The following is a 24,757-nucleotide window of genomic DNA, read 5'->3' as shown; positions in this document are numbered from 1 at the left end:
GACCAGGGCCGATTCCCCGCATCGACCGCCCAGGACAAGCCCCGGAGACACCCGCCATGGACCGCTGGACCGAAATCGCCCTGCTCGTGCAGATCGCCGATGCCGGCAGCCTGAGCCGCGCGGCCGAGGCGCTGGGCCTCTCGAACGCCGCCGCGAGCCGCCACCTGAGCGGGCTCGAAGCCCGGCTCGGCGCACGTCTGGTGGAGCGCAACACACGGCGCCTGTACCTCACCGACACCGGCCGCGAGTTCTGCGCACGCGCCAAGACCATCCTGGCCGACCTGGCCGATGCCGAGTCGACGGTGAACGCCACCGCGCTCAACCCCACCGGCGTGCTGCGCGTCACGGCCTCGCTGTCGTTCTCGATCCACCACATCGCGCCGCTCCTGCGCGAATACACGCAGCGCTACCCGGGCGTGACGGTGCACGTGGAGGCGGCCAACCGCTACTTCGACCTGATCGACAACAACATCGACGTGGCGATCCGCACGCGCGAGTACGAGCCCGATTCGAACGTCACGATCCGCCGGCTCGGCGAGACGCGGCGCATCCTCGCGGCGTCGCCGCGCTACTTTGCGCAGCACGGGTTTCCGAAGACGCTGGATGAGTTGAAACAGCACAAGCTGCTGATCTACACGCACGCCAACAACCCGAACGAGCTGCGCTTCACGCGCAAGGGCGAGACGCGCACGGTGTCGATCGCCGGCCTGCTCGAATCGAACGATGGCCAGGTGCTGCGCGCCGCCGCGCTCGACGGCATGGGCATCCTGGTGCAGCCGACCTACATCGTCTACGACGACATCGTGGCCGGCCGCCTCGTGCCCACGCTGGACGACTGGGACCTGCCGCACCTGGCGATCAACCTGGCCTACCCGAGCCGCAAGCACCTGTCGGCGAAGGTGCGCAGCTTCATCGATTTCATGGCCGCTCACTTCCAGAAGATGGACTACGAGCGCAAGTGGACCAGCCACTTCGGCGCGCACTGACGGGCCGTTGCACTCGAAACCAATGATCCGTTCACGCCGAGCGTGTCGAAGCGCCGCGCAGGGCTTCGACAAGCTCAGCCCGAACGGCTGATGCGGTTCGCGCCTTTCGCCCAAACATGTGCGTAAACGCACATCCCGCTTTCCGGCAGATCCGCACACTGGAACCGCAACCGCCGCAATCCGTGGCGGACCCTTCCTTTTTCAAGTTCCAAGGATCTGCCATGAACACCGTAGCCGCCAACACCTCGCGTGCGCCGATCGCACCGTCGTCGCTCGCCTCGCCCTCCCCCGCCGCGCGGGACGATGCCGGCAAGCTGCTGTTGCGCCTGACGATCGGCGTGCTCGTGCTGCTGCACGGCGTTTTCAAGCTGTCGGCGGGCGTGGGCTTCATCGGCGGCATGCTGGCCAAGGCGGGCCTGCCGGGCAGCCTCGCCTACCTCGTGTACGTCGGGGAAATCGTGGCGCCGCTGCTGCTGATCGCCGGCTTCTGGACCCGCGCCGCCGCGGCCGTGATCGTCATCAACATGATCGTGGCCCTGGGCCTCGTGCACATGGCCGACCTGTTCGCGCTCACCAAGCAAGGCGGCTGGGCGCTGGAACTGCAGGGCCTGTACCTGTTCGGCGCGCTGACCGTGGTGCTGCTGGGCGCGGGGCGCTTCAGCGTCGGCGGACGCAACGGCCGCTGGAACTGACCTGCCGGTTCAGCCGGCGTCGCCCCGTACCTGCGAGACCATCGATTCCAGGCGAGCGGCGTCGGACACCAACAAAGCTTTTCCGTCCTTGCGCAGCACGCCGCTGCGCATCAGCACATTGAGCTCGCGCGTGACCTGCTCGCGGTTCGTGCTGATCTGGCTGGCCAGCGCCGCGTGCTTGGGGGCCGGCTCCAGCCGGGCCTCGTTGCCCTCGACGCCGGCCGCGCGTGCGAGGCGCAGCAACTCGGCATGCAGCCGGTTCTGCACGCCCAGGGTGCTCAGGTCGATCACGCGCTCGGAGAGCTGGCGCACCAGCGAGGCCAGCCGCTGCATCACGCGCTCGGCCACCAGGGGCTCGTCGCGCAAGAGGGTCCTGAACGCGGAGCGATCGAGGCTCGCGACCACGCTGGGCTCCAGCGTCACCACGTCGGCGGAGCGCGGGCCGCCGTCGATGGCGGCGATGTCTCCGAAGTACTGCCCGGCCTCGGCATCGCGGAAGGTGACCTGCCGGCCATTGGCCGAATAGGTCGTCACCCGCACCCGGCCCGAGACCAGCAGGAACACCTCGCCCTGCTGCTCGGCGCGCAAGAGCAGCGGCTTGCCTGCTTCCACGCTGTGCCACAGGCATTGCTGGGCGAGCAGGTCCAGGCGCTGGTCGGAGAGACCTTCGAGCAGCGCGATCTGGCGCAGCGCGAGGCTGGAGCGGGGGGTGGGTGGTTCGGGTGTGGCCATGCCGGTCGATCGAGGCGCCTGGGGCGCGCGCATTATGCTCGGGTGCCGCTTCGAACCCGTTCATGGACAGTCGTTCCCCGCCACCTCCTCGATCCTCCTTTTCGCTGAGAACGCCGACCCGGCGCAATCTCCGCTGGGCGAGCGGACTGGTGCTGATGGGCTACGTGACGGTGCACCTGCTGAACCATTCGCTGGGCATCCATTCGTTCCACCTCGCCGAGAGCGTGCTGCGCGTAGCGCAGAAGTTCTGGCACAGCCTGCCGGGCACGGTGCTGCTCTACGGCGCGGCCCTCACGCACCTGGCGCTCGCCGTCGTCGCCCTCTGGGAGCGGCGCACGCTGCGCATGCCGCCGCTGGAGGCCCTGCGCGTGCTGCTGGGCTTTGCGCTGCCGCTGCTCATCGCCACCCACCTGACGGCCATACGCGGCGCCTACGAGGCCTACGGCATCGACGGCTCCTACGTGCGCGTGGTGTGGGGCCTGTGGAGCCTGCCGGGTGCAGCCGCGCAGTTCGGCCTGATGCTCGCGGCCTGGAGCCACGGCTGCCTCGGCCTGCACTTCGCGCTCCGGGCGCAGCCGCTGTACCGGCGCTTCTCGTACCTGTTGCTGGCCATTGCGGTGGTGCTGCCGCTCACGGCGGCGATGGGCTTCATCTCCATCGGGCGCGAGTTCCAGTGGACCGGCGTGCCGACCGTGCCGGTGCCCACGGCCGCGCAAGGGCAGGCGCTGAATGAAGCCGAACAAGGCCTGAAGTGGCTCTATGTGCTCGCATTGCTCGCACTGCTCTCGGCACGCTGGGGACGCAACCGGTTCGCGCGCCTTTCGCGCGAACCGTCGATCGCGCTGCGCTACCCCGACCGCACGGTGCAGGTGCCGCGCGGCTGGAGCGTGCTGGAGGCGAGCCGTTCGCACGGCATTGCGCACGTGTCGATCTGCGGCGGCCGCGCGCGCTGCTCCACCTGCCGCGTGCGCGTGGTCGGCGCGCCCGAGCACATCGGCGAGCCGGGTCGCGACGAGCAGCGCACGCTCGAACGCGTGCGCGCGCCAGCCGACGTGCGCCTGGCCTGCCAGCTGCGCCCGCGCGGCGACATCGAGGTCACGCCGCTCTTCGCGCCGCTGCCCAACGAGGGGCGGCCCGCGCCGGTCGGAAGCTTCGGGCGCGAGCGCGACGTGGCGATTCTTTTTGTCGATCTCCGGCGCTGGTCGGGCCTGTCGGAGCGGCAGTGGCCCTTCGACCTCGCCTACGTGCTCGACCGCTACTTCGCCACCGTCGGCGCGGCCGTGCGCGAAAGCGGCGGCGTGCCCAACCAGTTCATCGGCGACAGCGTGATGGCGATCTTCGGGCTCGAATGCGACCTGCCCACCGCATGCCGGCAGGCACTGCATGCGACCACGCTGATCGCCCAGCGCATGGACGCATGGAGCGAAGGCTTCGAGGCGCAGTTCGGGCAGCGCCTGGCGTTCGGCATGGGCCTGCATGCGGGGCGCGCGGCGGTCGGCGAGGTGGGCTACCTGGAGACCACCACCTTCACCGCCATCGGCGAAGTGGTGAACACCGCGAGCCGCCTGCAAGACCATTCGAAGACGGCCGCATCGCGCCTGGTCGTCTCGCTGTTCGCGGCCGAGCAGGCCGGTGTTGCAGGCACGCTGGGCCCGGCCGAAGCGCTCACCGTGCGAGGCCGCTCCGAGCCCCTCCAGGTGCTGTATCCGCAGCCCGCGCCCCTGCCCTTGTAGTTGACGAAAGCGGTGCGCAAACGCACAGCGCGAACCACGATGCGGTTTCACACTGCATCCCGTGGCAACGACGAATGTCCGCCGACCACACCGTCATCCAAAGGGACCTTGATCATGAACACCAAGCAACGCCTCGCCCTGACCGCCGCCGCATTCGCCATGCTGGGTGCGGCAGGCGCCGTGCATGCCGAAACCTACGAAGGCGTGCAATCGATCGCCTCGCAGGCCAGCCGCGCCGACGTGCGCACCCAGGCCGTGGCCGCCGCGCGCAGCGACAACCCCTATGCCGAAGGCGCCAATGCCGGCCCGGCCCCGGTGATCGCTTCTGCGACCAGCCGCGCCGCGGTCCGCGCCGAAGCCGTTGCCGCCGCGCACAGCGACAACCCTTACGCCGAAGGCGCTTCGTCGGGCGTGGTGTCGCTGGCCGGCACGGTTGATCGTGCGGCGGTGCGCGACGCCGCACGCGCGGCCGCCCGCGGCGACGCACTGCCGCTGTAAGCGGTTCGCGGCGCCCGTCCTGCTACGGCGGGCGTCCGCACCTCAGCCTGCCCTTGCGAAGACCGGGTAGCGGCTCAGGGCCGCACGCCTTCCCACGCGTCCTGCAGCAGGGCACGGATCGCATCGCGCTCCAGCGGGCGCGGATTGGGGTATTGATTTTTTAGCGCATGCGCGCAGGCCACGTCGAGGTCTGCCTCCTTCATGCCGATGTCGCGCAACGCGACCGGCGCGCCGTTGTCGCGCGCGAGGTCGAACACGGCCTGCGCCGCGTTGTCTTTGCCGAGCGCCTTCGCGATGCGCGCCATCGCCTCGGGCGCCGCCGCGGCGTTGTAGGCCAGCGCATGCGGCAAGACGATGGTGTGCGTCTCCGCATGCGGCAGGTTGAAGCTGCCGCCCAGCGTGTGGCACAGCTTGTGATGCAGCGCCATGCCGACGTTGCCGAGCACCGTGCCGCAGAGCCATGCGCCGTAGAGCGCGTCGCTGCGCGCGGCCGCATCCTGCGCCGAAGCACGGATGGCGGGCAGCGCGCGGCCCAGGGCGGCGATGCCCTCCTCGGCCATCAGGTCCATGACCGGATTCGCATCGGTCGCGTACAGGCCTTCGGCCGCGTGCGCGATGGCGTTGATGCCGCTCGTCACGCTCATGCCCACTGGCAAGGTCATCGAGAGCTCGGGGTCGTAGATCACGGTGCGCGGCAGCACCTTGAAGTCCTTGCCGGTCTTCTTCATGCCGGCTTCGGTGATGCCGTAGATCGGCGTCATCTCGGAGCCCGCGTAGGTGGTCGGTATCGCAAGGATCGGCAGGCCCGAGTCGAGCGCGATGGCTTTTCCCAGGCCCGTAGTCGAGCCGCCGCCGATGGCCACGGCGCAGTCAGCGCCCAGGCGCTGCGCCACGTCCCTGGCTTCGCGTGCGGTCTCGATGGGCACGTGCATCACGGCCCGGTCGAACACGCCGGCCGCGTGCGCGCCCAGCATGTCGGCGATGCGCTCGGCCTGCGGGCGCTGCTCGGGCGTGCAGAGCACCAGCGCGCGGCGCGCGCCGAGCGCATCGATCTCGCGCGCCAGGTGCTGCAGCGACCCCGCACCGAAGACCACCCGCTGCGGAGCGCTGTTGTATACGAAGGATTGGACAGGCATCGCTCGATCTTTCGTGAAAAGGTGCGGGCGAGTGTCCACCCGCCCCGCGGGCGGTTCAACCATGCGGGTGGAAAGGAGTTTTCCAGCCTGCACGCGCTCAGGGGGCCGTGCGCTTGCGCTCGCCGCCGGAGGCCTGGACGATCAGCAGCAGGAAGCCGCCCGCCATCGCCACGTTCTTCAGGAAGTTGTTGAGCTGCGCCGAGAACTGCGCCGCATCGGCGGACCAGAACGCATGCGCCGTGAAGGCCGTGGCCAGCGTGAACAGGGCCAGCGCGCTCGCCACCCACTGGAGGCGCCAGCCAGCGATCAGCAGCAGGCCACCGCCGATCTCCAGCGCGATGGTCAACGGCAGCACCACGTCGCCCAGCGGAATGCCGAGCTTGGCGAAGTAGCCGAGCGTCGCGCCGTAGGTCATGAGCTTGCGCACGCCCGCGACCAAGAAGATCGCTGCCATCAGCACGCGGGCCGCCAGGTTCCAGGCGGAAGAATGGTTCGTTGTCGTCGTCATGCCGTTTCTCCTGGGCGCGCAGCGGCGCCCGTGAATTTCAATCGCCCCATGCAGAGCACCATTGCGCAGGACAGCAGCGCCGGCACGGCGGCTGCGATGAAGAGCGCGCTGTTCGTCCAATGCAGCCCGATGAGCCAGCCCGCCAGCACCGGCCCCACGATGGAGCCCGCGCGGCCGATGCCCAGGCTCCAGCCCATGCCGGTGGCGCGCACCGTCGTCGGGTACACGCTCGAGGCCAGTGCGATGAGCGCGGGCTGCGCACCCACCACGCAGAAGCCGCTCACGGCTACCACCGCGAGCAAGAGCGCAAGCGGCAGCGCCGGCTGGCCGATGACGCCGATGGTCAGCACCGCGATCGCGAAGATGGGCACCAGCACGCGGTAGAAGCCGATGCGGTCGATGAGCGGCCCCATCGCCACCGTGCCGACCACGCCGCCCACCTGCAGCAGCGTGCCGACCAGCACCGCCGTGCCGCCGCTGTAGCCCGCCTCGGTCGCGATGGTGGGCAGCCAGTTCGCGAGGAAGAACAGGTTCAGCAGGTTCATGAAGTTGATGCCCCACAGGAGCAGCGTGGCCGGGCCGCGCCCCGCGCGGAACAGCTCGGCGACCGGGGCGCCGTCCTGCTTCGCTTCATGCACCACGTAGCGGGTGCCGGGCCCCATGCGCACTTCGGGCGCGATGCGCTGGAGCCACCCAGGCACGCGATCGAGCTTGCGGCCGCGCAACACGAGGAACTGCATCGACTCGGGCATGTAGCGCCACATCAGCGCGGCGATGACCAGCGGCACCACGCCGCCGAACACGAACACCGCCTGCCAGCCGCCCCGCGGAATGAGCACGGCGGAGATCAGCCCGCCCAGCACCGCACCGCCCGTGAAGCCGCAAGACACCCACATCATCAGCGTGACGCGACGGCGGTGCGGGCTGTATTCGCTGGCCAGCGCGCTCGCGTTGGCCATGATGCCGCCCAGGCCGATGCCGGTGACGAAGCGCATCGCGAGCAGCTGGTTCAGCGTGTGCGCGAAAGCCGTGGCGAGCATGCACAGCGCGAAGAACACCGTGGCGCCCAGCAGCACGGGTCGCCGTCCGATGCGGTCGGCGCAGATGCTCAGCACCAGCGAGCCGACCAGCATGCCCAGCAGCCCCGCGCCGAACACCGGACCGAGCGCGGCCTTGTCGATGCCCCAGGCGTGCACGATGGCCGGCGCGACGAATCCCATCGCCTGCACATCGAAGCCGTCCATCACCACGGCGCAGCCGACCAGCAGCAGGATCCACTTCTGGAAGCTGCTGACGGGGTGGCTGTCGATCAGCGCGGGGATGTCGATGGCGGCTGTCGGGCCGCTGCCGCCCGCGCTCGCTTCGAGCGAATCGGGGAATGCCTTCACGCCGTCGCCTCGTCGAGACACGTGGCGGCCGTCCAGCCGTAGAGCCATTCGAGCGCGTCGTAGAAGCGCTCTTGCGGGCGCCCGTTCCACATGCTGTTGCGCACCAGGCGCTCGACGCCCTTGGCGTGATAGATGCGCCCCATCTCGCGCGCCGACAGCACCACGCGCGCGGTGCGTGCGACGCGGGCGCGCTCGTACAGCGCGAGCGCTCGCGGCCAGTCGCCGCCTTCGCGGCGCAGCGCGAGGCCCAGCGCCACCGCGTCTTCGCAAGCCGTGCAAGCGCCCTGCGCGAGGTACTGCACCATCGGGTGCGCCGCATCGCCCAGCAGCGTCGCGCGGCCGAAGGTCCATTGCTCGATGGGGTTGCGGTCGGCCGTCGAATAGCGCTTCCAGGCCTTCGGAATGCGCAGCAGTTGCTGCACCTGTTCGCAGGTGATGCGGAAGTAACGCTGCACCTCGGCCGGGTCGCCGTCCATCGAGCCCCACTCCTCGGGCTGGTCGCTGTGGAAGGTGACGGCGATGTTGAACTTGTCGCCGCCCTTGAGCGGGTAGTGCACCAGGTGGCAGTTGGGGCCGACCCAGATGCACGGCGCGGTGAAGCGCAGCGCCTCGGGAAACTCGGCCGTATCGACCACCGCGCGAAACACGACGTGGCCCGAGACGCGGATGCTGTCGCCCACGTACTGCTGGCGCACCGCCGAGCGCACGCCGTCGCAGCCGATCACGGCCTGGCCTTCGTGCCGGCCGCCTTGCGCATCGATGAGCGTCACGCCGCGGTCGTCCTGCTCGATGTGCACGACCTTGGTCGAGGTGAGGAACTCGATGCCGTCGGTCGTTGCCTTCACCCCTTCGAGCAGCGCGCCGTGGATGTCGGCGCGATGGATCACCGCGTAGGGATTGCCGAAGCGCGCGCGGAATTTGTCCGAAAGCGAAATGCTCGCCACGCGCTTCGCATCGATGGCGTCGAACATCACCATCTCTTCGGTGTAGACCGCCTTGGCGCGCAGGTGTTCGCCCACGCCGAGCGCGTCGCAGGCCGCGAAGGCGTTGGGGCTCAGCTGGATTCCCGCGCCGATCTCGCCGATCTGGCCGGCCTGCTCGATCACCTTCACGCGATAGCCTTCGCGGACCAGGGCCAGCGCGGCGGCTAGGCCGCCGATGCCGCCGCCGGCCACGAGCACGGGGCGGGTGTCTTTCGCGGCGCTCATGTCACTTCAGCCCGAAGAGCTTGCGGGCGTTGTCGCGGCCGATCTTCTGGCGATCGTTCTCGCTGATCTCGCAGGTGTCGAACCAGCGGGCGGCGTCCTCGTGCTTCTCGAAGGGGTAGTCGACCGAATACATGATGCGGTCCGACCCCACCTCGAGCATCGTCGACAGCAGCGTCGGCGTGCGGAAGTTGCCGCTGGTGGTGATGTGCACGTTGCTGCGCAGGTACTCGCCGATTTCCTTGTCGCACGGCATGCCGCGGCGGCCCTTGCGCAGGATGTGGTCGACGCGCCAGATGTTGAACGGAATGCCCTCGCCGAAGTGCCCGAGGATCATCTGCAGCGCGGGGTGGCGGTCGAACATGCCGCTGGACATGAGGCGCAGCGCATGGATGGCCGTTTCCATCGCAAAGGCCCAGGTCGGGCCGGTGAGCCAGTGCGCGCCGTCGTAGATCGGCTCGCGAGCGAGGAGCGGATCGCGCGGGTGCATATAGAAAGGCTTCTTCAACGCGGCGGCGGCGGTCCAGAAATCGTTGAAGCGCGCGTCGTCGTAGTAGACGACGGTGTTCTCGTCGCCGACCTGCGAGAAGCCGTTGACCAGGAAGCCGTGAAAGCCCAGCTCGTTGACGCAGCGTTCCAGTTCGCGTGCGGCGACCTCGGGGTCTTGCATCGGCAGCGCGGCGAATCCGCCGAAGCGTGTGGGGTGACGCTTGATCTGCTCGGCCAGCACGTCGTTGGCGCGCCGCGCTACTTCGATGGCGCGCTTCGCATCGGGAATGCCCTGCACCGCCGGCGAGTTGAGCGACAGGATCGACAACTCGGTGCCCCACTCGTCCATCTTCTCCAGGCGCTGCTGCTCGAAATCGAGCAGGTTGCTCTTCAAGCCCTGCCACACCTCGGGACGGGCGTAGACCTGCGAGTCGGCGATCGTGAGGTCGATCGCGAAATGCTCTTCCAGGGCGATCTTGTTCTTCATGGGGTTCATTGGGGTGGTCACTCCGGTTTGATGTTCAGTTTGTCCAGCACGTCCTGCCAGGTCTTGCGGTCGTCGGCGATGTAGCGCGCCAGTTGCTCGGGGGTGCCGGGGCGCGGGTAGGTGCCCAGCTCGCGCGACTTGGCGACCACGTCGGGCAGCAGCAGCGCCTCGTTCATGTCCTTGTTGAGCTTCGCGAGCACGAGCGGATCGACGCCCTTCTTCGCGATCACCGCGAACCAGCCGTGCGCCACCGCGCCGGGCACCGTCTTGCTCGCGAGCGGGAACGACTCGAGGCCCGCCTCGACGCGGTCGCCCATGCTGGCCAGCACGCGCATGCGCCCGCCCTGCACGTTGCCCGCAACCACGTTGTAGGTCTCGACCATCATCTGCGTCTGGCCGCCCAGCGTGGCCTGCATGGCCTGCGCGCCGCCGGGGTAGTGCACCTCGAGGAACTGCGCGCCCGATTGCAGGCCGAGCAGCGCGGATGCCAGGTGCGGCGCGGTGCCGCGGCCGTTGTCGGCCACCTCGATGCCCTGCGGCCTGGCGCGTGCAGCGGCGATGAAATCGGCGAGCGTCTTGTAGGGCGAGTTGGCCGGCACGGCGAGCATGAAGGGCGCGACCGCGGCGAGCGTGACCGGCACGAAGTCGCGGTTGAAGTCGTAGCTCACGCCCTTGATCGTGCTCGGTGCGACCGAAATGGCCGAGCCCTGCACGAAGCCGAAGGTGTAGCCGTCGCTCGGCGCCGCGAGGATCGCGTTCATGCCGATCACGCCGCTGCCGCCGGGCTTGTTGTCGACGATGACGCCCTGGCCCCACTTCTCGCCGAGCTTGGCGCCCACGTGACGGATCAACACGTCGGGCGCCGAACCCGCGGGGAACGGCACCACGAACCGCACCGCCTGCACCGGCCACCTGGCGGCAGCTGCGCTTTGCGCATGCGCCAGCGGCGCCGCCGACAGGAGGGAAATCAGCACCGCGATGGCGCTTCGGCGCGTGGGCTTCAGATTCATGGTCGTCTCCGTTTTGCTTGATTATTCAAGTAATTGCGGCGGACTATATACTTGAATAATCAAGCACGTCTAGATGAAAACCCTGCACCCCGATCACGACCTCGAAAAGGCCATTCCGTTCCTGCTCGCACGAGCGGGTGCCCGCATGGGCAACGCCTTTGCGAAGGCGTTGAAACCCTATGGGCTCAGCCTGAGCGAGTGGCGCGTGTGCGCGTCGCTGCAGCACACGCCACGGCAAACGCTGTCCGAATTGGCAACGCACGCCTCCACCGACCTGTCGGCGCTGTCGCGCATCGTCGACCGGCTGGTGGCGCATGAATTGATGGCGCGCGAGAAGTGCGACACCGACAAGCGCGCGGTGCGCATCGATCTGACAGAACGCGGATTGGCGCTGACCTGCGAGCTGATTCCGCTCGCGCAGCACTACGAGGCGGTAGCGACCTCGGACTTCAGCGCGGCCGAGGTGAAGACGCTGCGCGCGATGCTGCTGCGCCTCTACGCCAACGCGACGCCGCTCGCCTGAGCGAGCGGGCGTCGTCCTTCCATCAGGCCGGGGAGACCTGCACCGTCGAGGCCGCGCGGCTCTCGGCGATTGCGAAGCGCACCGGCAGGAAGCGCTCGATCACCGCGCAGTTGGTGCGCGTGTGCGCCGTCACCTCGCAGCAGGTGAACGCGGCGGGCTTGCGGCTCTGCCAGGTGGCCAGCGCCAGCAGCAGCGCGAGCTGATCGGCCAGGTGCGGGCCGACCGCCGCCTCGCTCTTCTGGAACGCGCGCAGTTCCTTGACCAGGCCATGCGCCACCTGCTCGGCGCTCAGCGTCTTCTCGCCGAAGGCCGTGAACACCTCGGTGACGTGCTCATACGCCAGCGTGGCGAGCAGCGCATTGCCGGGACCTTCGTTCTGGCGCGCCGAACCGACACGCAGTTGCTCGCCCGACCAGCCCATCGCAGCCCCCAGCGTCTCGAGCTCGCGCGTCGATACATGCCGCGGCAGGCCAGGGGCCAGGCACTCCGCATGGTCCGATTTCTGCGCACCGCGCACCATCAGGTCGAAGGGCTGCAGCGCGCCAACGGCCGGCACGATGGTCGCCTCGACCTCGCCGCCGCCCGCGGGGTAGAAACCGCAGCGGCGCAGCGTGAGCTGCAAGTCGGCACCGAGACGGCGCACCAGCGGCACGAACGCACGCTCCAGAAAGTGGAACGGCGGCGCCATCGGGTTGTGCGTGCCGCCGCTCAAGTGCAGCCGGCTGGTCGCGCCGGCCAGCAGCAGCGTCGGCAGCACGGTCTGCAGCACCAGCATGCAGCTGCCCGCGCTGGCGATCGCGAAGCGGTAGTCGCCCGCGCGCACCGGGCCGGGAACGAAGCGCAGCGCTTGCGAGCCGAGCTCGGCGCCTTCGACCTGCGCGCCGCTGATCTCGGCCGCGGCCTTCACGCATGCCAGGTGCTGGCGCATCAGGCCGGGCTTGGCCCGACCGGCGCGGATCTTCTCGATGGCAAGGGGTTGACCCGTCACCACCGACAGCGCGAGGCTGGTGCGCAGGATCTGGCCGCCGCCCTCTCCTTGGGAACCGTCGAGTTCGATCATGCGCGGCCTCCTACCTGCACCGCCGCATCGAAGCGCAGTACCGTCTCGCAGAGAAACGCGTCGAGCCCGGCCTCTTCGGCCTGCGGCAGCGGCGTGATCGGCTCTGCGGCGTTGGCCGCGAGCTCGCCTTCGATGAACGCGTGGATGCCGGGCCAGCGCGGGCTGGTCGCAGCTTCGCCGGCGCGCATCTTCACTTCGAGCAACGCGTTGATTTCGTCGATGAGCGCGGCATCGCGCACAACATCCAGCGTGTGCTGCGCCAGGTCGGCGAAGCGCATCGGCGGCACGCCGGGCTGCGTGCGGATCCAGCGCGCGGCCAGCAGCGGGCGCAGCACGTAAAGGTATTTCTTGTAGCGCACTTCGTCGGCCTGCAGGTGCTCGCGAAAGTTTTTCCTTGCCATCGAGCTGTAGTGATGCCAGGCGCGTGCGTTGGAAAACACCGCCTCTGACAGCGCGCGGAGACGCGGCATCGCCACCGCGTCGTCGCAGTACACGATCGGCGAGCGCAGCCATTCGAGCAGCGTCGGGTTCGACTCGCGCATGAGGCCCAGCGCCTTGCGCAAGTCCCAGCCGTTGATGTCCAGGTCGCCGCTGATCGGCACTTCGATCACGTCGCGGCGCGGCGTCACCGTGAGGTACCACGGCAGGTGGTTCACGTAGATGAAGCGCACGTCGTAGTCGCTGTCGGGCGAGGCGAAGCCCCAGCCGCGGCTGCCGGACTCGCAGGCGAAGAGAACGGTGACGTCGTGCGTCGCCTCGATGGCGCGCAGGTTGGCCATGATCTCCTCGCGCATGGCGGGGTCGATGGGGTGGGCGGAGCGGAGGAATTCCTTGTTCGTCATCAGCTTGTCTTTTTCTGTCTTCACGTTGCGTGCGTTTCGCGCAGCGCGTGGGCCGCGGTGTCGGCCGCGACGCGTTCCCAAGTCGAGTATCGGCGGCCACCGGAGGGTCGCGCCGCCACGAGTGCGAGGAGTCGCCCGATGCGCTCGGAGTCCCCCCAGCGGGCCATCGCCTGGATGGCGACGGTACGCAGGCTCCACCATTTGCTTTGCAATGCCGCCTCCAGTTCGGCGGCGGCCTCGGCATTGGGCGCGGCGGCACCCAGCGCGCGCAGCCGCATGGTCTGCACTCCCAGCAGGTTGGCCCCATCAGGCGCCTGCGATGCATGCAGCCGCGCACGGCGCGCACGCCGGCACCGCAAGCAGCGCACGGCCGTGCTGTTGATGTTGCCGTGCATCGACTCGTACCACCACTTCTGCTGCTTTGCCGTCCAGACCTGCTCGGCGTCGCAATCCCGGCAGGTGAACGCCTTGTCCACGTAGTACACAGGCAGCAATCCGTAGGTGTTGTTGTTCGCGGCCAGCAATGCGGTATCGGCCGCGACCTGGCCGATGGCTCCGCGCACGAGGCGCCCATCGACATGCGCGCGCTGGCGTGCCGCAGCACGCGCGGCGCGTTCGAGACGATGCGCCTTGATCTCGGCGCGGCGTTGCTTGTTGCTTTTCATGGCCATGTTTCTCCAACGATCGGCCGCAGCGAACGCCGACGGCCTTTGTCTAACCTTTCACGCAAACCACCTGCTTGAGCGTGTAAACCACCTGCACCAGGTCCTTCTGCGCCTCCATCACCGCGTCGATGTCCTTGTAGGCCATCGGGATCTCGTCGATCACGTCGGCGTCCTTGCGGCATTCGACCCCTTCGGTCGCGGCGATCTGGTCGGCGACGGTGAAGAGCTTCTTCGCCTTCGTACGGCTCATCTTTCGACCCGCGCCGTGGCTGCAGCTCATGAAGCTCTCGGGGTTGCCCTTGCCGCGCACGATGTAGCTCTTGGCCCCCATGCTCCCGGGGATGATCCCGAGCTCGCCGGCCTTCGCGCTCACCGCGCCCTTGCGCGTCACCAGCACGTCTTCGCCGAAGTGCGTCTCGCGGCTCACGTAGTTGTGGTGGCAGTTCACCGCTTCCACGTGCGCCTCGAAAGGCTTGGCGATGACCTTGCGCGCGGCCGCGACCACGCGCTGCATCATCACTTCGCGGTTCGCACGCGCGAACTTCTGGGCCCAGCCCACCGCACGCACGTAGTCGCCGAAGTACAGGGCGCCTTCCTCGAAGTACGCCAGGTCCTGGTCGGGCAGGTTGCGCTGGTGCAGCTCTGCGTCCTTCTTCGCGAGTTCGATGAAGTGGGTGCCGATGGCATTGCCCACCCCACGCGAACCCGAGTGCAGCATGAACCACACGGCGCCGGCTTCGTCGAGGCACACCTCGATGAAGTGGTTGCCGGTACCCAGCGTTCCCAGGTGCTTGTGGTTGTTCGTGTTCTTGATGCGCGGGTAGTCCTCGCAGATTGCATCGAACTCGTCCACCAGCTTGGCCCAGGCCGCGTCGGTTTCGTCGGGCGGCGTTTCCCACGAGCCCTTGTCTCGGCCCATGCGCTTGGGGTTCGATCCGTGCGGCACGGCCTTCTCGATCGCCGAGCGCAGCGAGCCCAGGTTGTCGGGCAGGTCGCGTGCGTTGAGCGTGGTCTTGCAGGCCATCATTCCGCAGCCGATGTCAACGCCCACGGCGGCGGGGATGATCGCCTTGAAGGTCGGGATCACCGAGCCCACGGTCGCGCCGATGCCGTAGTGCACGTCGGGCATGGCCGCGATGTGCTTGAACACGATCGGCAGGCGCGCGGCGTTCTCGAGCTGCTTTTTCGCCTCGTCTTCCACGGGCACGCCGTTCGTCCACATCTTCACGGGCACGCCGTTGGCTACTTCGTGCAGTTTGTAGTTCGTCATTTCTTTCTCTTCCTTCTCTTTTTTCTTTGTTCGTTTCTTATTTCCAGGAGGCCCACGGCCACTTCTTGAATGCGGCGATGAGCTCTTCGTAGGTGCGCAGCGGAAATTCATGCTCCATCCAGAGCTCACGGTATTTTTCCGGCCCCACATCCACGTACATACGCCCCAGGATCGCATGGATGTTGCGCACCAGGTCCACGCGCCCGATGGCTCCATGGTCCAGCAGCTCGTAGTCGTCCATGGCGGTGATGCCCCAGCTCGCCCAATCGCGGTAGCGGCGCAATTCGAATGCCAGGACGTCCGAGTCGCCCGTCACCAGGAGGTGGACTTCGCCGGGTTCGTCCATGAAGACGGCCGCAGCGGCAGTCGCGCCCTTCACCAAGTCGAGCGCCATCCGCGCGAGATCGCCCAGCGAATCGTGCAGGTACGACACGGCGAACGCCATCGGTCCGGCCTCCGCGCGAAAGCTCAACGTGGCCCAGCCGGCGCCGCTCAGCGCGTAGCCGATCCGCTCCTGGGGGCGATGCTCATCCGACATGATCTTCTTTCTCTCTTTTCAACAACATGCAACTGACTGGTGGACACGGCGGGATTCGAACCCGCATCAATACGGCGACCGTGGTGCTTGAATCCAGCGGCCCAGTCGACGATTGGAAACGCGCGCCAGTGACAGACCCGTCATCGGAGCCAGCACCTGCATCCTCAACCTTGCCCGTCGACCGACTTGCCCGCCGTACCTGGTCTTACCCAGGCTGCCGGCAATTCAAAACATTTTTGGCAGTGGCGCTCCCTTCTGTGCCTGCGTGCCCGATATGCAAAAAAAGAGGTGACGAGGAGCGACGGGTTCTGAACTGAGCTATCTGCCGAAGCAGACCGGGATTCGGACCCGGGACCTTCGTGGCCAAGGCCATGACGCTCTTACCTGTAAACCCGTCTGCATTCACCTCACAAACATCAAAGCGTTTTCCTTGCGACAAGGAGGAGATGAAACCGCTCTACCTGCTGAGCTACCGCCTCTTTTCGGAAGCGGGCGGGATTCGAACCCGCGACACTTGTAGTTCCATCAACATTCGCAAGGAGAACACCAACCTCCCTGACCAATACAAAAAAAAGCAGCGACAAGAATCGACGAAACGTCGTGCTCTACCACTGAGCTACGGTCTTTCGACCGGCGGGATTCGAACCCGCGACCCCGAGCGTTGGAGGCTGTAGTTCCGTCAGCATTCGCTGCAAAAAAAAGTGCGACGAGGATGGCAAGACATGCCCACCGGCAAGCCGGTGTTGGGGTTCGACCCCCGGGCGTCCAGATGTAGTCCTGCCTGCATTCGCACAACAACTTTCATCCCCGTTCGGCGACCAACAGTCGATGCGAGGAAGCACATGGTTGGATGTACTCGCATCTGCATTCGCCGAACGACGACGTTCAATTTCTTCGGATCGGGCACCGCGGGCCAAGGCCCGCGGCACCCTCTCGCTTCACTCTCCGATCGAAGTCTCTTCGATCACTCCCACCCAGTGGTCGGCGCCCAGGCCACCCGCGGCATACACCGCCAGCAGCCTGAACACTTCGTCGCTGAAGCCGCCGATGTTCAGCACATCGTCACGCTCCTGCGCCTGGGTGGTCGCACAAGGCTGGATGTCGATGCACACCAGCCGCGCCTTCGGGTTGCGCGCCTTGAACGCCGCCCATTCCTGCATGGTCGCGGTGCCGCGGCCACGGGCGCGGTCGGCCCACGATTCGTTGTCCGACACCAGCACCACCAGATCGGCCTGCGCCTTCTCCTTGTTCAGCAGCGCCAGCGGCGCGCTGCACGAGGTACCGCCGCCACCCACCGCCGCCAGCTTGGCCGCGTTGGTCATCACCGAATCGTGCGGATTCAGCTTCAGCGACACCACCTTCGTCTCGAAGGGCAGCACACGTGCATCCGCATTGCGGCGCAGCACGGCGGCAGCCACCAGCGCGGCCACGTCGATGCAACGCACCGCCGAGGTCGCGGAGCCGCGGTGACCCGTCACCGGCGAGCTCATCGAGCCCGACACGTCGGGGCACACCACGACGCGGCCCTCGAACACCGGCACGTTGGCCAGCGCGAGTTCCATCGCGTCCTGCAAAGCCTCCTTCACCACGTGCGGCACCTCGGCGCCGGTTGCGGTGAAGGCCGCCATGAGCTGGTACGGCAGCACACGCGCCTTGGCCACGGCCTGCGGGTCACGCAGCTTGGCGGCCACCGCTTCGGCAAGGCCGGGCAGCTCGAACACGCCGTGGCGCGCAAAGGTGTTCAGGTTCTGACGCACCATCTGCCACGATCCACGCTGCGCGATCTGCGCCCAGGCCTGGGCGTCCAGCTCCAGCGCGGTCAGCATCTGGAACGGCACGTCGGGCACCTCGAGCGAACGGTCGCGCTTGAAGCGTTCGAAGGCCTGCGTCAACGGGGGCAGTGCCTCCAGTACATACGGACGATCGATCAGCCATGCGAACCACGCGGCGCGCCAGGCTTCGGCGGGCTTGGGGTGAACCATCTTTACCACGTCGGCCAACGAAGGCGCGTTACCCACCGAGGCGTTCAGCAGCTGCGCCTCGGACGCTTCGAGCAGCCATTGCTGCACGAGCTTCTTCGGACGCGTACCGAGCGACTTGCGGCCGACGGCACCCGAACGCAGCATCTGCACGAAGTTGCGCAGCATCTTGCCGTTGTCCACCACGCGGGGGAACACCTTGGCGAGCAGCGACACGTCGCGCACCGCCAGCGTTGCAGCGAGCAGCGCAGGCATGTCCTTCATGTGACCGGCGCGGCGTGCGTACACGGCCGTCTTGGCAACGAACACCGGATCGACTTCGCGGGCCAGGTCCAGCACGGCGTCGAGCTGGTCCTGCGCTTGAGCGTAGAAGGTGCTGTTCAGGCAACCGGTCGCGGCGAGCTGCGCCAGCCGGTGCTTGGGCGACAGCGCGTAGGCCGCGCCGCCTGCTTCGTTGAGCGCGGTGGCCGAAGGCAGCAGCGCGCCGCGCAGGGTCTGAAAGAGTTGAAGGTTGGCCATGTGACTTCTCCTTGTGGGGTTCTTTTTGTTTGTTCGTTTCTTGGATGTGTGATCCTTATTGCAACGGGTGTGCCAGTTCAATGCGGCTCGGTGCAGGAATCGATCAAGTCATTGATCTGATTAGGATTTTTTCGATCTCCAGCCGTCGACTGAGGAAAAATCCGGAGATTTCACCAGCATTTCTTATAATTTTGGATAGTCTTTTATCCAGAAAATGAAGAAACCCATTGTCGTCATTGGCTTCCTCGGCACCCAGCTCGATGCCGGCCAGGGCGCGGGCCGCTGGAACAAGTGGCGCCCCACCATCTCGCTCGCGCAGCACGACGACATGGTCGTCTCGCGCATGGAGTTGCTCTACACGCTGCGCCACAAGGCGCTCGCCGAAGTGGTGAAGGCCGACATCGCCACCGTGTCCCCCGAGACCACCGTCAACCTCGTGCCGCTCGACCTCGCAGACCCGTGGGACTTCGGCGAGGTCTACACGCGCCTGTACGACTGGGCCCGCAGCTACACCTTCGACACCGAGCGCGAGCAGTACTGGACGCACATCACCACCGGCACGCACGTCGCGCAGATCTGCATGTTCCTGCTGTCGGAATCGCGCGTGGTGCCGGGCGTGCTCGCGCAGACCTCGCCGCCCGGCAAGCAGCGCGAGGGCGAAGCCGGCAAGTGCACGCTGATCGACCTGGACCTCTCGCGCTACGACGTGATCGCGCGGCGCTTCGACGCGGAGCAGCGCGATGCGGTCGCGTTCCTCAAGAGCGGCATCGCCACGCGCAACGCGCGCTTCAACGCGCTCATCGATGAAATCGAACGCGTGGCGGTTCGCTCGCGCGCGCCGATATTGCTCGTGGGGCCGACGGGCGCGGGCAAGTCGTTCCTGGCGCGGCGCATGTTCGAGCTGAAGCAGGCACGGCACCAGATGACCGGGCCGTTCGTGGAGGTGAACTGCGCCACGCTGCGCGGCGACGGCGCGGCGTCCACGCTGTTCGGCCACAAGAAGGGCTCCTTCACCGGGGCCGCGAGCGATCGCCCCGGCCTGCTTCGCACTGCGAACCAGGGCGCCCTTTTCCTCGACGAGATCGGCGAGCTCGGGCCCGACGAGCAGGCCATGCTGCTCAAGGCCATCGAGGAGAAACGCTTCTTCCCCGTGGGGGCCGACAAGGAAGTGGAGAGCGACTTCCAGCTGATCGCCGGCACCAACCGCGACCTGCGCAGCGACGTGGCCGAAGGGCGGTTTCGCGAAGACCTGTTCGCGCGGATCAACCTCTGGACGTACGACCTGCCCGGCCTCGCGCAGCGGCCAGAGGACATCGAACCGAACGTCGATCACCTGCTGGCCATACACGCGGCCGAGAACCATCGCGTGGTACGTTTCAACGCCGAGGCGCGCGCGGCCTACCTGCGGTTTGCGCAGAGCGGCGAGGCGATCTGGAGCGGCAACTTCCGTGATCTCTCGGCGAGCGTGACGCGCCTGGCCACGCTCGCCGACGGCGGCCGCATTCCGGTCGCGCTGGTCGAAGCCGAGATCGCGCGGCTGCGATGGCTGTGGAAGCACGGCGGACCCGCGGCGGCTGCGAAGGCCGGTGGCGATGTGGACCTGGATGTGTTGCTGGGCGAAGAGCGCGCGGCGGCGCTCGATCTGTTCGACCGGCTGCAGCTTGAAGCGGTGGTGCGGGTGTGCAAGCAGGCGCGCAGCCTCTCCGATGCGGGACGCCAACTCTTCCAGGCATCACGCGAGCAACGCAGTGTCGTGAACGATGCAGACCGCCTCCGCAAGTACCTGGCGAAACATGGCGTCGAATGGAGTCGCCTCGCCGAAGCCTGAGCTATCCTCCGCGCCGATGACCACCCCTGCGCGCAACGTCCTTTTCATCTGCGGCCGCAACCAATGGCGAAGCCCGACCGCGGAGCAAATGTGGCGCCGGCATCCGCTGGTCTCGGCGCGCTCCGCGGGTACCAGCCCGAATGCGCGGCACAAGGTCAGCTTCGACGACATCGACTGGGCCGACGTGATCCTGGTGATGGAAGAAAAACACAAGTCGCGGCTCGTGGCCGAGTTCACGCGGATGCTGGAAGGCAAGCCGATCCACGTGCTCGACATTCCCGACGAATACAAATACATGGACCCCGAACTGGTCGAAGAACTCCAGCGCTCGGTCGGCTCCATCCTCGAGATCGATTGACCTCATGACAGAGATCCACATCAGCGCCGACGTCGAATCCGGGGGCTCGCAATGACCTGCCCGATCCGCCGCTGGTGGAGGCTCGCGCTGTGCGCCGTGCCGCTGTTCCTGGGCGGTTGCGTGCAGTCGATGTTCTATTACCCGGACCACGTGCGCTACGAGACGCCCGATGCGCTCGGCCTGCGCTACGAGAGCGTGCAGTTCAAGAGCGCAGACGGCACGCAGCTCACCGGCTGGTTCATCCCCGCGGTGGGCCGGCAAAACCCGAAGGAGGCCAAGGGCACCGTGGTGCATTTCCACGGCAACGCGCAGAACATGTCGACGCACTGGCGCTTCGTGGCGTGGCTGCCGAAGCGGGACTACAACGTGTTCGTGTTCGACTACCGCGGCTACGGCGAGTCCGAAGGCGTGCCCGAGCCCAAGGGTGTGTTCGAGGATTCCGGCGCCGCGCTCGACTACGTGCGATCACGCGGCGATGTCGATGCCGAGCGCCTCGTCGTCTTCGGGCAGAGCCTGGGCGGCACCAACGCGATCGCGGTGGTCGGCTCGGGCAACCGGGCCGGCGTGAAGGCGGCGGCGATCGAATCGACCTTCTATTCGTACTCGTCGATCGCCAACGACAAGCTCTCGGGCGCAGGCCTCCTGGTGAACGACGACCATGCGGCGTCGAAGTACGTGGCGGCCATCTCGCCGATTCCGTTGCTGCTGATCCACGGCACGGCCGACGGCGTGATTCCGCATGCGCATTCGCAGCGGCTCTTCGCCGATGCGCGCGAGCCCAAGCGGCTCATCGAAGTGCCGGGCGCCGGCCACCTCGAGCCGATGTCGGCGCCCCGGTTCGGCACCACCTACCAGCAGGCGCTCGCGGATTTCTTCGACACCGCGATGCGTTCGCCGACACCATGAAGCACTTCGACGAAGCCGCCACCCGCGCACCCTTGGGTTTCGACAAGCTCGTGCCCGCGCTGCGCGCGGCGTTCGCAGCCGATGCGCAGGTGCCGCCACGCCATGTGCACAGCGTGGAGACCGCGGGTGCGCAAGGCGACGGCAAGGGCACCGTGCTCATCATGCCGGCGTGGAGCGACGCGGGTTTTCTCGGCATCAAGACCATCAACATCTTTCCCGGCAACAGCGCGCGCGGCCTGCCCGGCCTGCATGCGACCTATGTGCTGTACGACGCGCGCACCGGCGTGCCGCTGGCGATGATGGACGGCAACGAGATCACCGCGCGCCGCACCGCCGCGGCCTCGGCGCTCGGGGCCTCGTTTCTCGCGCGCGCGGATGCGCGCCGGCTGCTGGTGCTGGGCACCGGCCGCATCGCGCGCATGCTGCCGGCCGCGCATGCGGGCGTGCGATCCATCGACGAGGTGACGGTGTGGAACCACCGCCCCGAAGGCGCCGAAGCCCTGGCCGCGCAGTTGCGCGCCGAGGGCTGGAACGCGCAATCCGCCACCGACCTGGCGGCCGCCGTGCGCCGCGCCGACATCGTCAGCTGCGCCACGCTGGCCACCGCCCCGCTGGTGCGCGGCGAATGGCTCGCGCCGGGCTCGCATCTCGACCTGATCGGCAGCTTCACCCCCGCAATGCGCGAGGCCGACGCGCAGTGCTTCGCGGGCGCGCGCACCTTCATCGACACCAACGAAGCCCTGCAGAAATCGGGCGACCTGCTCGATGCGATCGCGGCCGGCACCCTGCACGCGCAAGCGGTGCAGGGCACGCTCGCCGACCTTTGCCGCGGCGAACGCGCGGGGCGCAACGGCGATGCGGAGCGCACCGCGTTCAAGGCCGTGGGCAGCGCCCTCGAAGACCTGACCGCCGCCACGCTGGTTTGGCAGCACGCGGCCTGACCGAGGGTCCGGTTCAGGGTAAGTCCTGATCGTGCGGAGGGGCCCCCACCCCATTTGGGGGTCATGCGCAAGAGACACTTCATGCAACGAACGCGCGCCGCCGGGAGGCCGGCCGATTCGTTCATGGCACGAAACTTGAAAGCAGCAGAGCAGGACCCGGTGTTGGACGACAGGCGCATACGTCATTCGGCTGATAGCGCCCGGCACCGAGTAGCACTAATCTGCTAATGTGAAGAAATCAGAGAGGCAACCGCATGCTCACCATCCTTCAGAAAGCCAACATCCTCAGCAAGGTGGGTTTCGACGTGCCGGCACGGCCGGACGACGATCTATCCACCAATGCAGTGACAGGGTCGGCCGTCAAGCCCGAAGGCATTTCCCAGAAGGCGCACGACTGGGCCAAGGCCATCGAAACCCTGTACGTGGCCTACGTGGCCGCCCGTGCCGCCAAGAGCCTGCGGGATTCCGAGGAAGTGCGGCAGAACGCGATGCTGCAGAAGCTTTCTTCCAAGGCGTACGCCTGAGCAACCGATTCCGCATCGCGCCGCGCGCGATGCAACAGCGCTAGCGGTTGGCGCTCACCAGCAGCATCATCGGCCGCTCGCGCTCTTCCGCCAGCGACGGCAATGCGGCCACCTGCGCATCGGTCGGCCCCCATTCCTGCACATGACCGATGCTGAAACCCGCCTGGATCAGCGCATTCAGCAATGTGCCCAGCGTGCGGTGCTGCTTGACGACGCCTTCGGCCAGCCAGTTCGTGGTGCGCGGCCCTTCCATCTGGTAGCCGTCGAGCGGCCATGACTTGCGCCCCTGAGCATCGACATGCCAGCCCGGGGTGCGCGGCGCCATGAAGACCGGGTGCTCGATCGAGAACACCAGCCTGCCGCCCGGCACCAAGGCGCGGTGCACCGTGCCCAGCAGCGTGGCGAGGTCTTCGATGTAGTGGAACGCGAGGGAGCTGTAGGCGAAGTCGAACGACTGCGGCGCGAGCGCCAGCGCTTCGAGGTCGGCGCGCTCGTAGGCGATGCCGCTGTCGGTGCCGAGCGTCGCGGCCTTCTCCAGCATGCGCTGCGACACGTCCAGCCCCAGCACCGACGCGGCGCCCTGCGTCCGCGCCCAGCGGCAGAACCAGCCGAGGCCGCAGCCCAGGTCCACCACGCGCAAGCCCTGCAGCCGCGGCACCAGCGCGCGAAGCGCGGGCCACTCCGGTGCGCCGTCGAGGCCGAGCACCGAGCGCGGCAGTTGCTGGTAGCCCTCGAAGAAGGCGGGCGTGTCGTAGATGTTCTGGGCCATCGGGCGTCCTTGCAGGGTTGCGACGCCATTATTCCGCCGCCGATGCGGCCGCCGCCCATCGATCCGCGCGTGCGGACCGGCGGGCTGGCTTGCTTGCCCGCTTACTTGCCTTGCGCCGACTGCAGCACCGGGTTCTGCATGGTCGAGACGACCTTGCTGTTCACGCGCGAGCCGCTGGTCACGTTCTGGTCGGGTGCGGCGGCGGTGGCCATGGCTTCCTGGTAGACCTGGGCCGGGTCGCGCTTCGAGGTGAACGGGTCCGGACCGCGCGAGCCGCGGGTCACGTTCTGGTTCGGCGCGTGGGCGGTGTCCACGGCCTGCTTGTACATGGCTTCGGGGTCGGCCGAGGAAACGAAGGGGTCCGCGCCGCGCGAGCCGCGGGTCACGTTCTGGTTCGGTGCATGGGCTGCGGCGACGGCTTCGGCTTCGACTTCCGCGCGGCTGCGGCCAGACGATTGCTGGGCCTGGGCGGTGGTGACGGCGAGCACCGCGAATGCGGCGGCGAGGGCGAGTTGCGAGGTCTTCATGGTTGGTTCTCTGCGAGTTATTGGAGGGAGTCGGCCCGTGGATGCGGGAAAACCCTGAGCGAGTCTCGCGGGGCCAAAAGGCAGATCCGTGACGGCCCCAGGCGGCGCCGGGTTGCCGGGCCGGGCGGCGACGCGTCGTGCGCACTTCTGGTACGGGGGTTCCCGCACCCGTTCGGCACGGTGCCTGACAATCCGGGCGCAACCGGTCGGGAGAAGGGCAATCCCACCGCACCCTCATCACGGAACACCCCATGGAATCGCCACTCGGAACCGTCATCCTCTACGCCAGGGACATGCAGAAATCCGCGGCCTTCTATGCTCGGCATTTCGGCTTCGTCACCAGCGGCGAAGTCGTCGAAGGGCTGATCGAACTGAAGCACCCGGACGGCGGCGCGGGCATCCTCATCCATCAGGCCGCCAAGTCCGTGAAGCTCGGGCAGGTGGGCGTGAAGCTGAGCTTTCATGTGAAGGACGTGAAGGCGTTCGCCGCGCAGGCAGCCCTGGAAGGCCTCGCGTTCGGCGCCGTGCACGAAGCCAACGGGTATGCGTTCGCCAATGCGAAGGACCCCGACAAGAACTCGGTCAGCATCTCGAGCAGGGCGCACCGGGGCGCCGCGGCTTGATGCGGCCCTGACCGGCCGAAA

At 67.6% G+C, this 24,757-nt stretch carries 27 protein-coding genes; 12 read left to right on the top strand and 15 right to left on the bottom strand.

Annotated features, from left to right (window positions below; genetic code table 11):
* Positions 1-56: 56 nt before the first annotated feature.
* Positions 57-986 carry a LysR family transcriptional regulator gene (locus tag RT97_RS16810; RefSeq protein WP_042579939.1) on the top strand — a complete coding sequence of 310 codons (930 nt, stop codon included), beginning with the start codon at positions 57-59 and terminating at the stop codon, positions 984-986.
* A 221-nt stretch (positions 987-1,207) separates the two neighbouring features.
* A complete protein-coding gene (locus tag RT97_RS16805) occupies positions 1,208-1,678 on the top strand; it encodes a DoxX family protein (RefSeq protein WP_042579938.1) in 471 nt (156 codons plus the stop codon).
* Between the two features lie 9 nt (positions 1,679-1,687).
* Here RT97_RS16805 and RT97_RS16800 read toward each other — a convergent pair whose 3' ends face one another.
* Positions 1,688-2,410, bottom strand: a complete 723-nt coding sequence (locus RT97_RS16800) for a Crp/Fnr family transcriptional regulator (protein ID WP_042579937.1) — start codon at positions 2,408-2,410, stop codon at positions 1,688-1,690.
* A gap of 62 nt (positions 2,411-2,472) precedes the next feature.
* Between RT97_RS16800 and RT97_RS16795 the strand changes: the two genes are divergently transcribed.
* Positions 2,473-4,143, top strand: a complete 1,671-nt coding sequence (locus RT97_RS16795; RefSeq protein ID WP_042579936.1) for an adenylate/guanylate cyclase domain-containing protein — start codon at positions 2,473-2,475, stop codon at positions 4,141-4,143.
* A 114-nt stretch (positions 4,144-4,257) separates the two neighbouring features.
* Positions 4,258-4,641 carry a hypothetical protein gene (locus tag RT97_RS16790; protein ID WP_042579948.1) on the top strand — a complete coding sequence of 128 codons (384 nt, stop codon included), beginning with the start codon at positions 4,258-4,260 and terminating at the stop codon, positions 4,639-4,641.
* Between the two features lie 74 nt (positions 4,642-4,715).
* On the opposite strand, the gene RT97_RS16785 is transcribed toward RT97_RS16790, so the two are convergent.
* From RT97_RS16785 to RT97_RS16760, 6 genes are all read right to left on the bottom strand, one after another.
* Positions 4,716-5,777 (bottom strand): maleylacetate reductase, encoded by a 1,062-nt coding sequence (locus RT97_RS16785; protein WP_042579935.1) that lies wholly within the window; start codon positions 5,775-5,777, stop codon positions 4,716-4,718.
* Between the two features lie 97 nt (positions 5,778-5,874).
* Positions 5,875-6,285, bottom strand: a complete 411-nt coding sequence (locus RT97_RS16780) for a DoxX family protein (protein ID WP_042579934.1) — start codon at positions 6,283-6,285, stop codon at positions 5,875-5,877.
* Positions 6,282-7,673 (bottom strand): MFS transporter, encoded by a 1,392-nt coding sequence (locus tag RT97_RS16775; protein ID WP_253278250.1) that lies wholly within the window; start codon positions 7,671-7,673, stop codon positions 6,282-6,284. The genes RT97_RS16780 and RT97_RS16775 overlap by 4 nt, the downstream gene beginning before the upstream one ends.
* The gene (locus tag RT97_RS16770; protein ID WP_042579933.1) at positions 7,670-8,881 is read right to left on the bottom strand and encodes a 3-hydroxybenzoate 6-monooxygenase; all 1,212 of its coding nucleotides are present in this window, start codon (positions 8,879-8,881) and stop codon (positions 7,670-7,672) included. The genes RT97_RS16775 and RT97_RS16770 overlap by 4 nt, the downstream gene beginning before the upstream one ends.
* 1 nt (position 8,882) lies before the next feature.
* Positions 8,883-9,854 carry an amidohydrolase family protein gene (locus tag RT97_RS16765; RefSeq protein ID WP_042579932.1) on the bottom strand — a complete coding sequence of 324 codons (972 nt, stop codon included), beginning with the start codon at positions 9,852-9,854 and terminating at the stop codon, positions 8,883-8,885.
* Between the two features lie 17 nt (positions 9,855-9,871).
* The gene (locus RT97_RS16760) at positions 9,872-10,864 is read right to left on the bottom strand and encodes a Bug family tripartite tricarboxylate transporter substrate binding protein (protein WP_042579931.1); all 993 of its coding nucleotides are present in this window, start codon (positions 10,862-10,864) and stop codon (positions 9,872-9,874) included.
* 73 nt (positions 10,865-10,937) lie between these two features.
* Between RT97_RS16760 and RT97_RS16755 the strand changes: the two genes are divergently transcribed.
* Positions 10,938-11,387, top strand: a complete 450-nt coding sequence (locus RT97_RS16755; RefSeq protein WP_042579930.1) for a MarR family winged helix-turn-helix transcriptional regulator — start codon at positions 10,938-10,940, stop codon at positions 11,385-11,387.
* 22 nt (positions 11,388-11,409) lie between these two features.
* On the opposite strand, the gene rtcA is transcribed toward RT97_RS16755, so the two are convergent.
* From rtcA to RT97_RS16730, 5 genes are read right to left on the bottom strand one after another with little or no spacing between them, the layout of a single operon-like run.
* Positions 11,410-12,447: an RNA 3'-terminal phosphate cyclase gene (rtcA, locus tag RT97_RS16750; RefSeq protein ID WP_042579929.1), complete on the bottom strand. Its 1,038-nt coding sequence runs from the start codon at positions 12,445-12,447 to the stop codon at positions 11,410-11,412.
* Positions 12,444-13,289, bottom strand: a complete 846-nt coding sequence (locus RT97_RS16745; protein WP_042579946.1) for a nucleotidyltransferase domain-containing protein — start codon at positions 13,287-13,289, stop codon at positions 12,444-12,446. Before RT97_RS16745 ends, rtcA begins: the two co-directional genes overlap by 4 nt.
* A 20-nt stretch (positions 13,290-13,309) precedes the next feature.
* Positions 13,310-13,954, bottom strand: coding sequence for a zinc-ribbon domain containing protein (locus tag RT97_RS16740; protein ID WP_042579928.1), 645 nt, complete (start codon positions 13,952-13,954; stop codon positions 13,310-13,312).
* Between the two features lie 49 nt (positions 13,955-14,003).
* A complete protein-coding gene (locus RT97_RS16735) occupies positions 14,004-15,224 on the bottom strand; it encodes an RtcB family protein (RefSeq protein ID WP_042579927.1) in 1,221 nt (406 codons plus the stop codon).
* Positions 15,225-15,261: 37 nt separating this feature from the next.
* Positions 15,262-15,762 carry a hypothetical protein gene (locus tag RT97_RS16730; RefSeq protein ID WP_042579926.1) on the bottom strand — a complete coding sequence of 167 codons (501 nt, stop codon included), beginning with the start codon at positions 15,760-15,762 and terminating at the stop codon, positions 15,262-15,264.
* Positions 15,763-16,121: 359 nt separating this feature from the next.
* Here RT97_RS16730 and RT97_RS33165 point away from each other — a divergent pair, with 359 nt between their 5' ends.
* Positions 16,122-16,436, top strand: coding sequence for a hypothetical protein (locus RT97_RS33165; protein WP_155403828.1), 315 nt, complete (start codon positions 16,122-16,124; stop codon positions 16,434-16,436).
* A 264-nt stretch (positions 16,437-16,700) separates the two neighbouring features.
* Here RT97_RS33165 and RT97_RS16725 read toward each other — a convergent pair whose 3' ends face one another.
* Entirely contained in the window at positions 16,701-18,260 is a 1,560-nt protein-coding gene (locus tag RT97_RS16725; protein ID WP_042579925.1) for a vWA domain-containing protein, read from the bottom strand.
* A 214-nt stretch (positions 18,261-18,474) separates the two neighbouring features.
* On the opposite strand from RT97_RS16725, the gene rtcR reads away from it, so the two are divergent.
* From rtcR to RT97_RS16700, 5 genes are all read left to right on the top strand, one after another.
* The gene (gene rtcR / locus RT97_RS16720) at positions 18,475-20,088 is read left to right on the top strand and encodes an RNA repair transcriptional activator RtcR (RefSeq protein WP_042579924.1); all 1,614 of its coding nucleotides are present in this window, start codon (positions 18,475-18,477) and stop codon (positions 20,086-20,088) included.
* Between the two features lie 16 nt (positions 20,089-20,104).
* Entirely contained in the window at positions 20,105-20,446 is a 342-nt protein-coding gene (locus RT97_RS16715) for a low molecular weight protein tyrosine phosphatase family protein (RefSeq protein ID WP_042579923.1), read from the top strand.
* A 51-nt stretch (positions 20,447-20,497) separates the two neighbouring features.
* Positions 20,498-21,352: an alpha/beta hydrolase gene (locus RT97_RS16710; protein WP_042579922.1), complete on the top strand. Its 855-nt coding sequence runs from the start codon at positions 20,498-20,500 to the stop codon at positions 21,350-21,352.
* Positions 21,349-22,293: an ornithine cyclodeaminase family protein gene (locus tag RT97_RS16705; protein ID WP_042579921.1), complete on the top strand. Its 945-nt coding sequence runs from the start codon at positions 21,349-21,351 to the stop codon at positions 22,291-22,293. The genes RT97_RS16710 and RT97_RS16705 overlap by 4 nt, the downstream gene beginning before the upstream one ends.
* A gap of 254 nt (positions 22,294-22,547) precedes the next feature.
* Complete coding sequence (locus tag RT97_RS16700) at positions 22,548-22,817, top strand: hypothetical protein (protein ID WP_042579920.1); 270 nt, start codon at positions 22,548-22,550, stop codon at positions 22,815-22,817.
* A gap of 40 nt (positions 22,818-22,857) precedes the next feature.
* On the opposite strand, the gene RT97_RS16695 is transcribed toward RT97_RS16700, so the two are convergent.
* Entirely contained in the window at positions 22,858-23,586 is a 729-nt protein-coding gene (locus RT97_RS16695) for a class I SAM-dependent methyltransferase (RefSeq protein WP_042579919.1), read from the bottom strand.
* A 101-nt stretch (positions 23,587-23,687) separates the two neighbouring features.
* Entirely contained in the window at positions 23,688-24,113 is a 426-nt protein-coding gene (locus RT97_RS16690; protein ID WP_042579918.1) for a hypothetical protein, read from the bottom strand.
* Between the two features lie 251 nt (positions 24,114-24,364).
* Between RT97_RS16690 and RT97_RS16685 the strand changes: the two genes are divergently transcribed.
* Entirely contained in the window at positions 24,365-24,736 is a 372-nt protein-coding gene (locus RT97_RS16685) for a VOC family protein (RefSeq protein WP_042579917.1), read from the top strand.
* Positions 24,737-24,757: the final 21 nt, after the last annotated feature.

The sequence above is a fragment of the Variovorax paradoxus genome (assembly GCF_000834655.1).
In the GTDB taxonomy this organism is placed as follows: domain Bacteria; phylum Pseudomonadota; class Gammaproteobacteria; order Burkholderiales; family Burkholderiaceae_C; genus Variovorax; species Variovorax paradoxus_F.
Note: the sequence above shows the minus strand (reverse complement) of the source record. Positions and strands in the feature narration are given on the sequence as shown.

Coding starts and splice junctions, on each gene's coding strand:
- RT97_RS16785 (WP_042579935.1), bottom strand. CDS start 5,777: ATGCCTGTCCAATCCTTCGTATACAACAGCGCTCCGCAGCGGGTGGTC.
- RT97_RS16690 (WP_042579918.1), bottom strand. CDS start 24,113: ATGAAGACCTCGCAACTCGCCCTCGCCGCCGCATTCGCGGTGCTCGCC.
- RT97_RS16770 (WP_042579933.1), bottom strand. CDS start 8,881: ATGAGCGCCGCGAAAGACACCCGCCCCGTGCTCGTGGCCGGCGGCGGC.
- RT97_RS16715 (WP_042579923.1), top strand. CDS start 20,105: ATGACCACCCCTGCGCGCAACGTCCTTTTCATCTGCGGCCGCAACCAA.
- RT97_RS16760 (WP_042579931.1), bottom strand. CDS start 10,864: ATGAATCTGAAGCCCACGCGCCGAAGCGCCATCGCGGTGCTGATTTCC.
- RT97_RS16780 (WP_042579934.1), bottom strand. CDS start 6,285: ATGACGACGACAACGAACCATTCTTCCGCCTGGAACCTGGCGGCCCGC.
- RT97_RS16695 (WP_042579919.1), bottom strand. CDS start 23,586: ATGGCCCAGAACATCTACGACACGCCCGCCTTCTTCGAGGGCTACCAG.
- RT97_RS16725 (WP_042579925.1), bottom strand. CDS start 18,260: ATGGCCAACCTTCAACTCTTTCAGACCCTGCGCGGCGCGCTGCTGCCT.
- RT97_RS16765 (WP_042579932.1), bottom strand. CDS start 9,854: ATGAAGAACAAGATCGCCCTGGAAGAGCATTTCGCGATCGACCTCACG.
- RT97_RS16800 (WP_042579937.1), bottom strand. CDS start 2,410: ATGGCCACACCCGAACCACCCACCCCCCGCTCCAGCCTCGCGCTGCGC.
- RT97_RS16795 (WP_042579936.1), top strand. CDS start 2,473: ATGGACAGTCGTTCCCCGCCACCTCCTCGATCCTCCTTTTCGCTGAGA.
- RT97_RS16710 (WP_042579922.1), top strand. CDS start 20,498: ATGACCTGCCCGATCCGCCGCTGGTGGAGGCTCGCGCTGTGCGCCGTG.
- RT97_RS16700 (WP_042579920.1), top strand. CDS start 22,548: ATGCTCACCATCCTTCAGAAAGCCAACATCCTCAGCAAGGTGGGTTTC.
- RT97_RS16740 (WP_042579928.1), bottom strand. CDS start 13,954: ATGAAAAGCAACAAGCAACGCCGCGCCGAGATCAAGGCGCATCGTCTC.
- RT97_RS16705 (WP_042579921.1), top strand. CDS start 21,349: ATGAAGCACTTCGACGAAGCCGCCACCCGCGCACCCTTGGGTTTCGAC.
- RT97_RS16745 (WP_042579946.1), bottom strand. CDS start 13,289: ATGACGAACAAGGAATTCCTCCGCTCCGCCCACCCCATCGACCCCGCC.
- RT97_RS16805 (WP_042579938.1), top strand. CDS start 1,208: ATGAACACCGTAGCCGCCAACACCTCGCGTGCGCCGATCGCACCGTCG.
- RT97_RS16685 (WP_042579917.1), top strand. CDS start 24,365: ATGGAATCGCCACTCGGAACCGTCATCCTCTACGCCAGGGACATGCAG.
- RT97_RS16810 (WP_042579939.1), top strand. CDS start 57: ATGGACCGCTGGACCGAAATCGCCCTGCTCGTGCAGATCGCCGATGCC.
- RT97_RS16730 (WP_042579926.1), bottom strand. CDS start 15,762: ATGTCGGATGAGCATCGCCCCCAGGAGCGGATCGGCTACGCGCTGAGC.
- RT97_RS16790 (WP_042579948.1), top strand. CDS start 4,258: ATGAACACCAAGCAACGCCTCGCCCTGACCGCCGCCGCATTCGCCATG.
- RT97_RS16735 (WP_042579927.1), bottom strand. CDS start 15,224: ATGACGAACTACAAACTGCACGAAGTAGCCAACGGCGTGCCCGTGAAG.
- RT97_RS16755 (WP_042579930.1), top strand. CDS start 10,938: ATGAAAACCCTGCACCCCGATCACGACCTCGAAAAGGCCATTCCGTTC.
- rtcR (WP_042579924.1), top strand. CDS start 18,475: ATGAAGAAACCCATTGTCGTCATTGGCTTCCTCGGCACCCAGCTCGAT.
- rtcA (WP_042579929.1), bottom strand. CDS start 12,447: ATGATCGAACTCGACGGTTCCCAAGGAGAGGGCGGCGGCCAGATCCTG.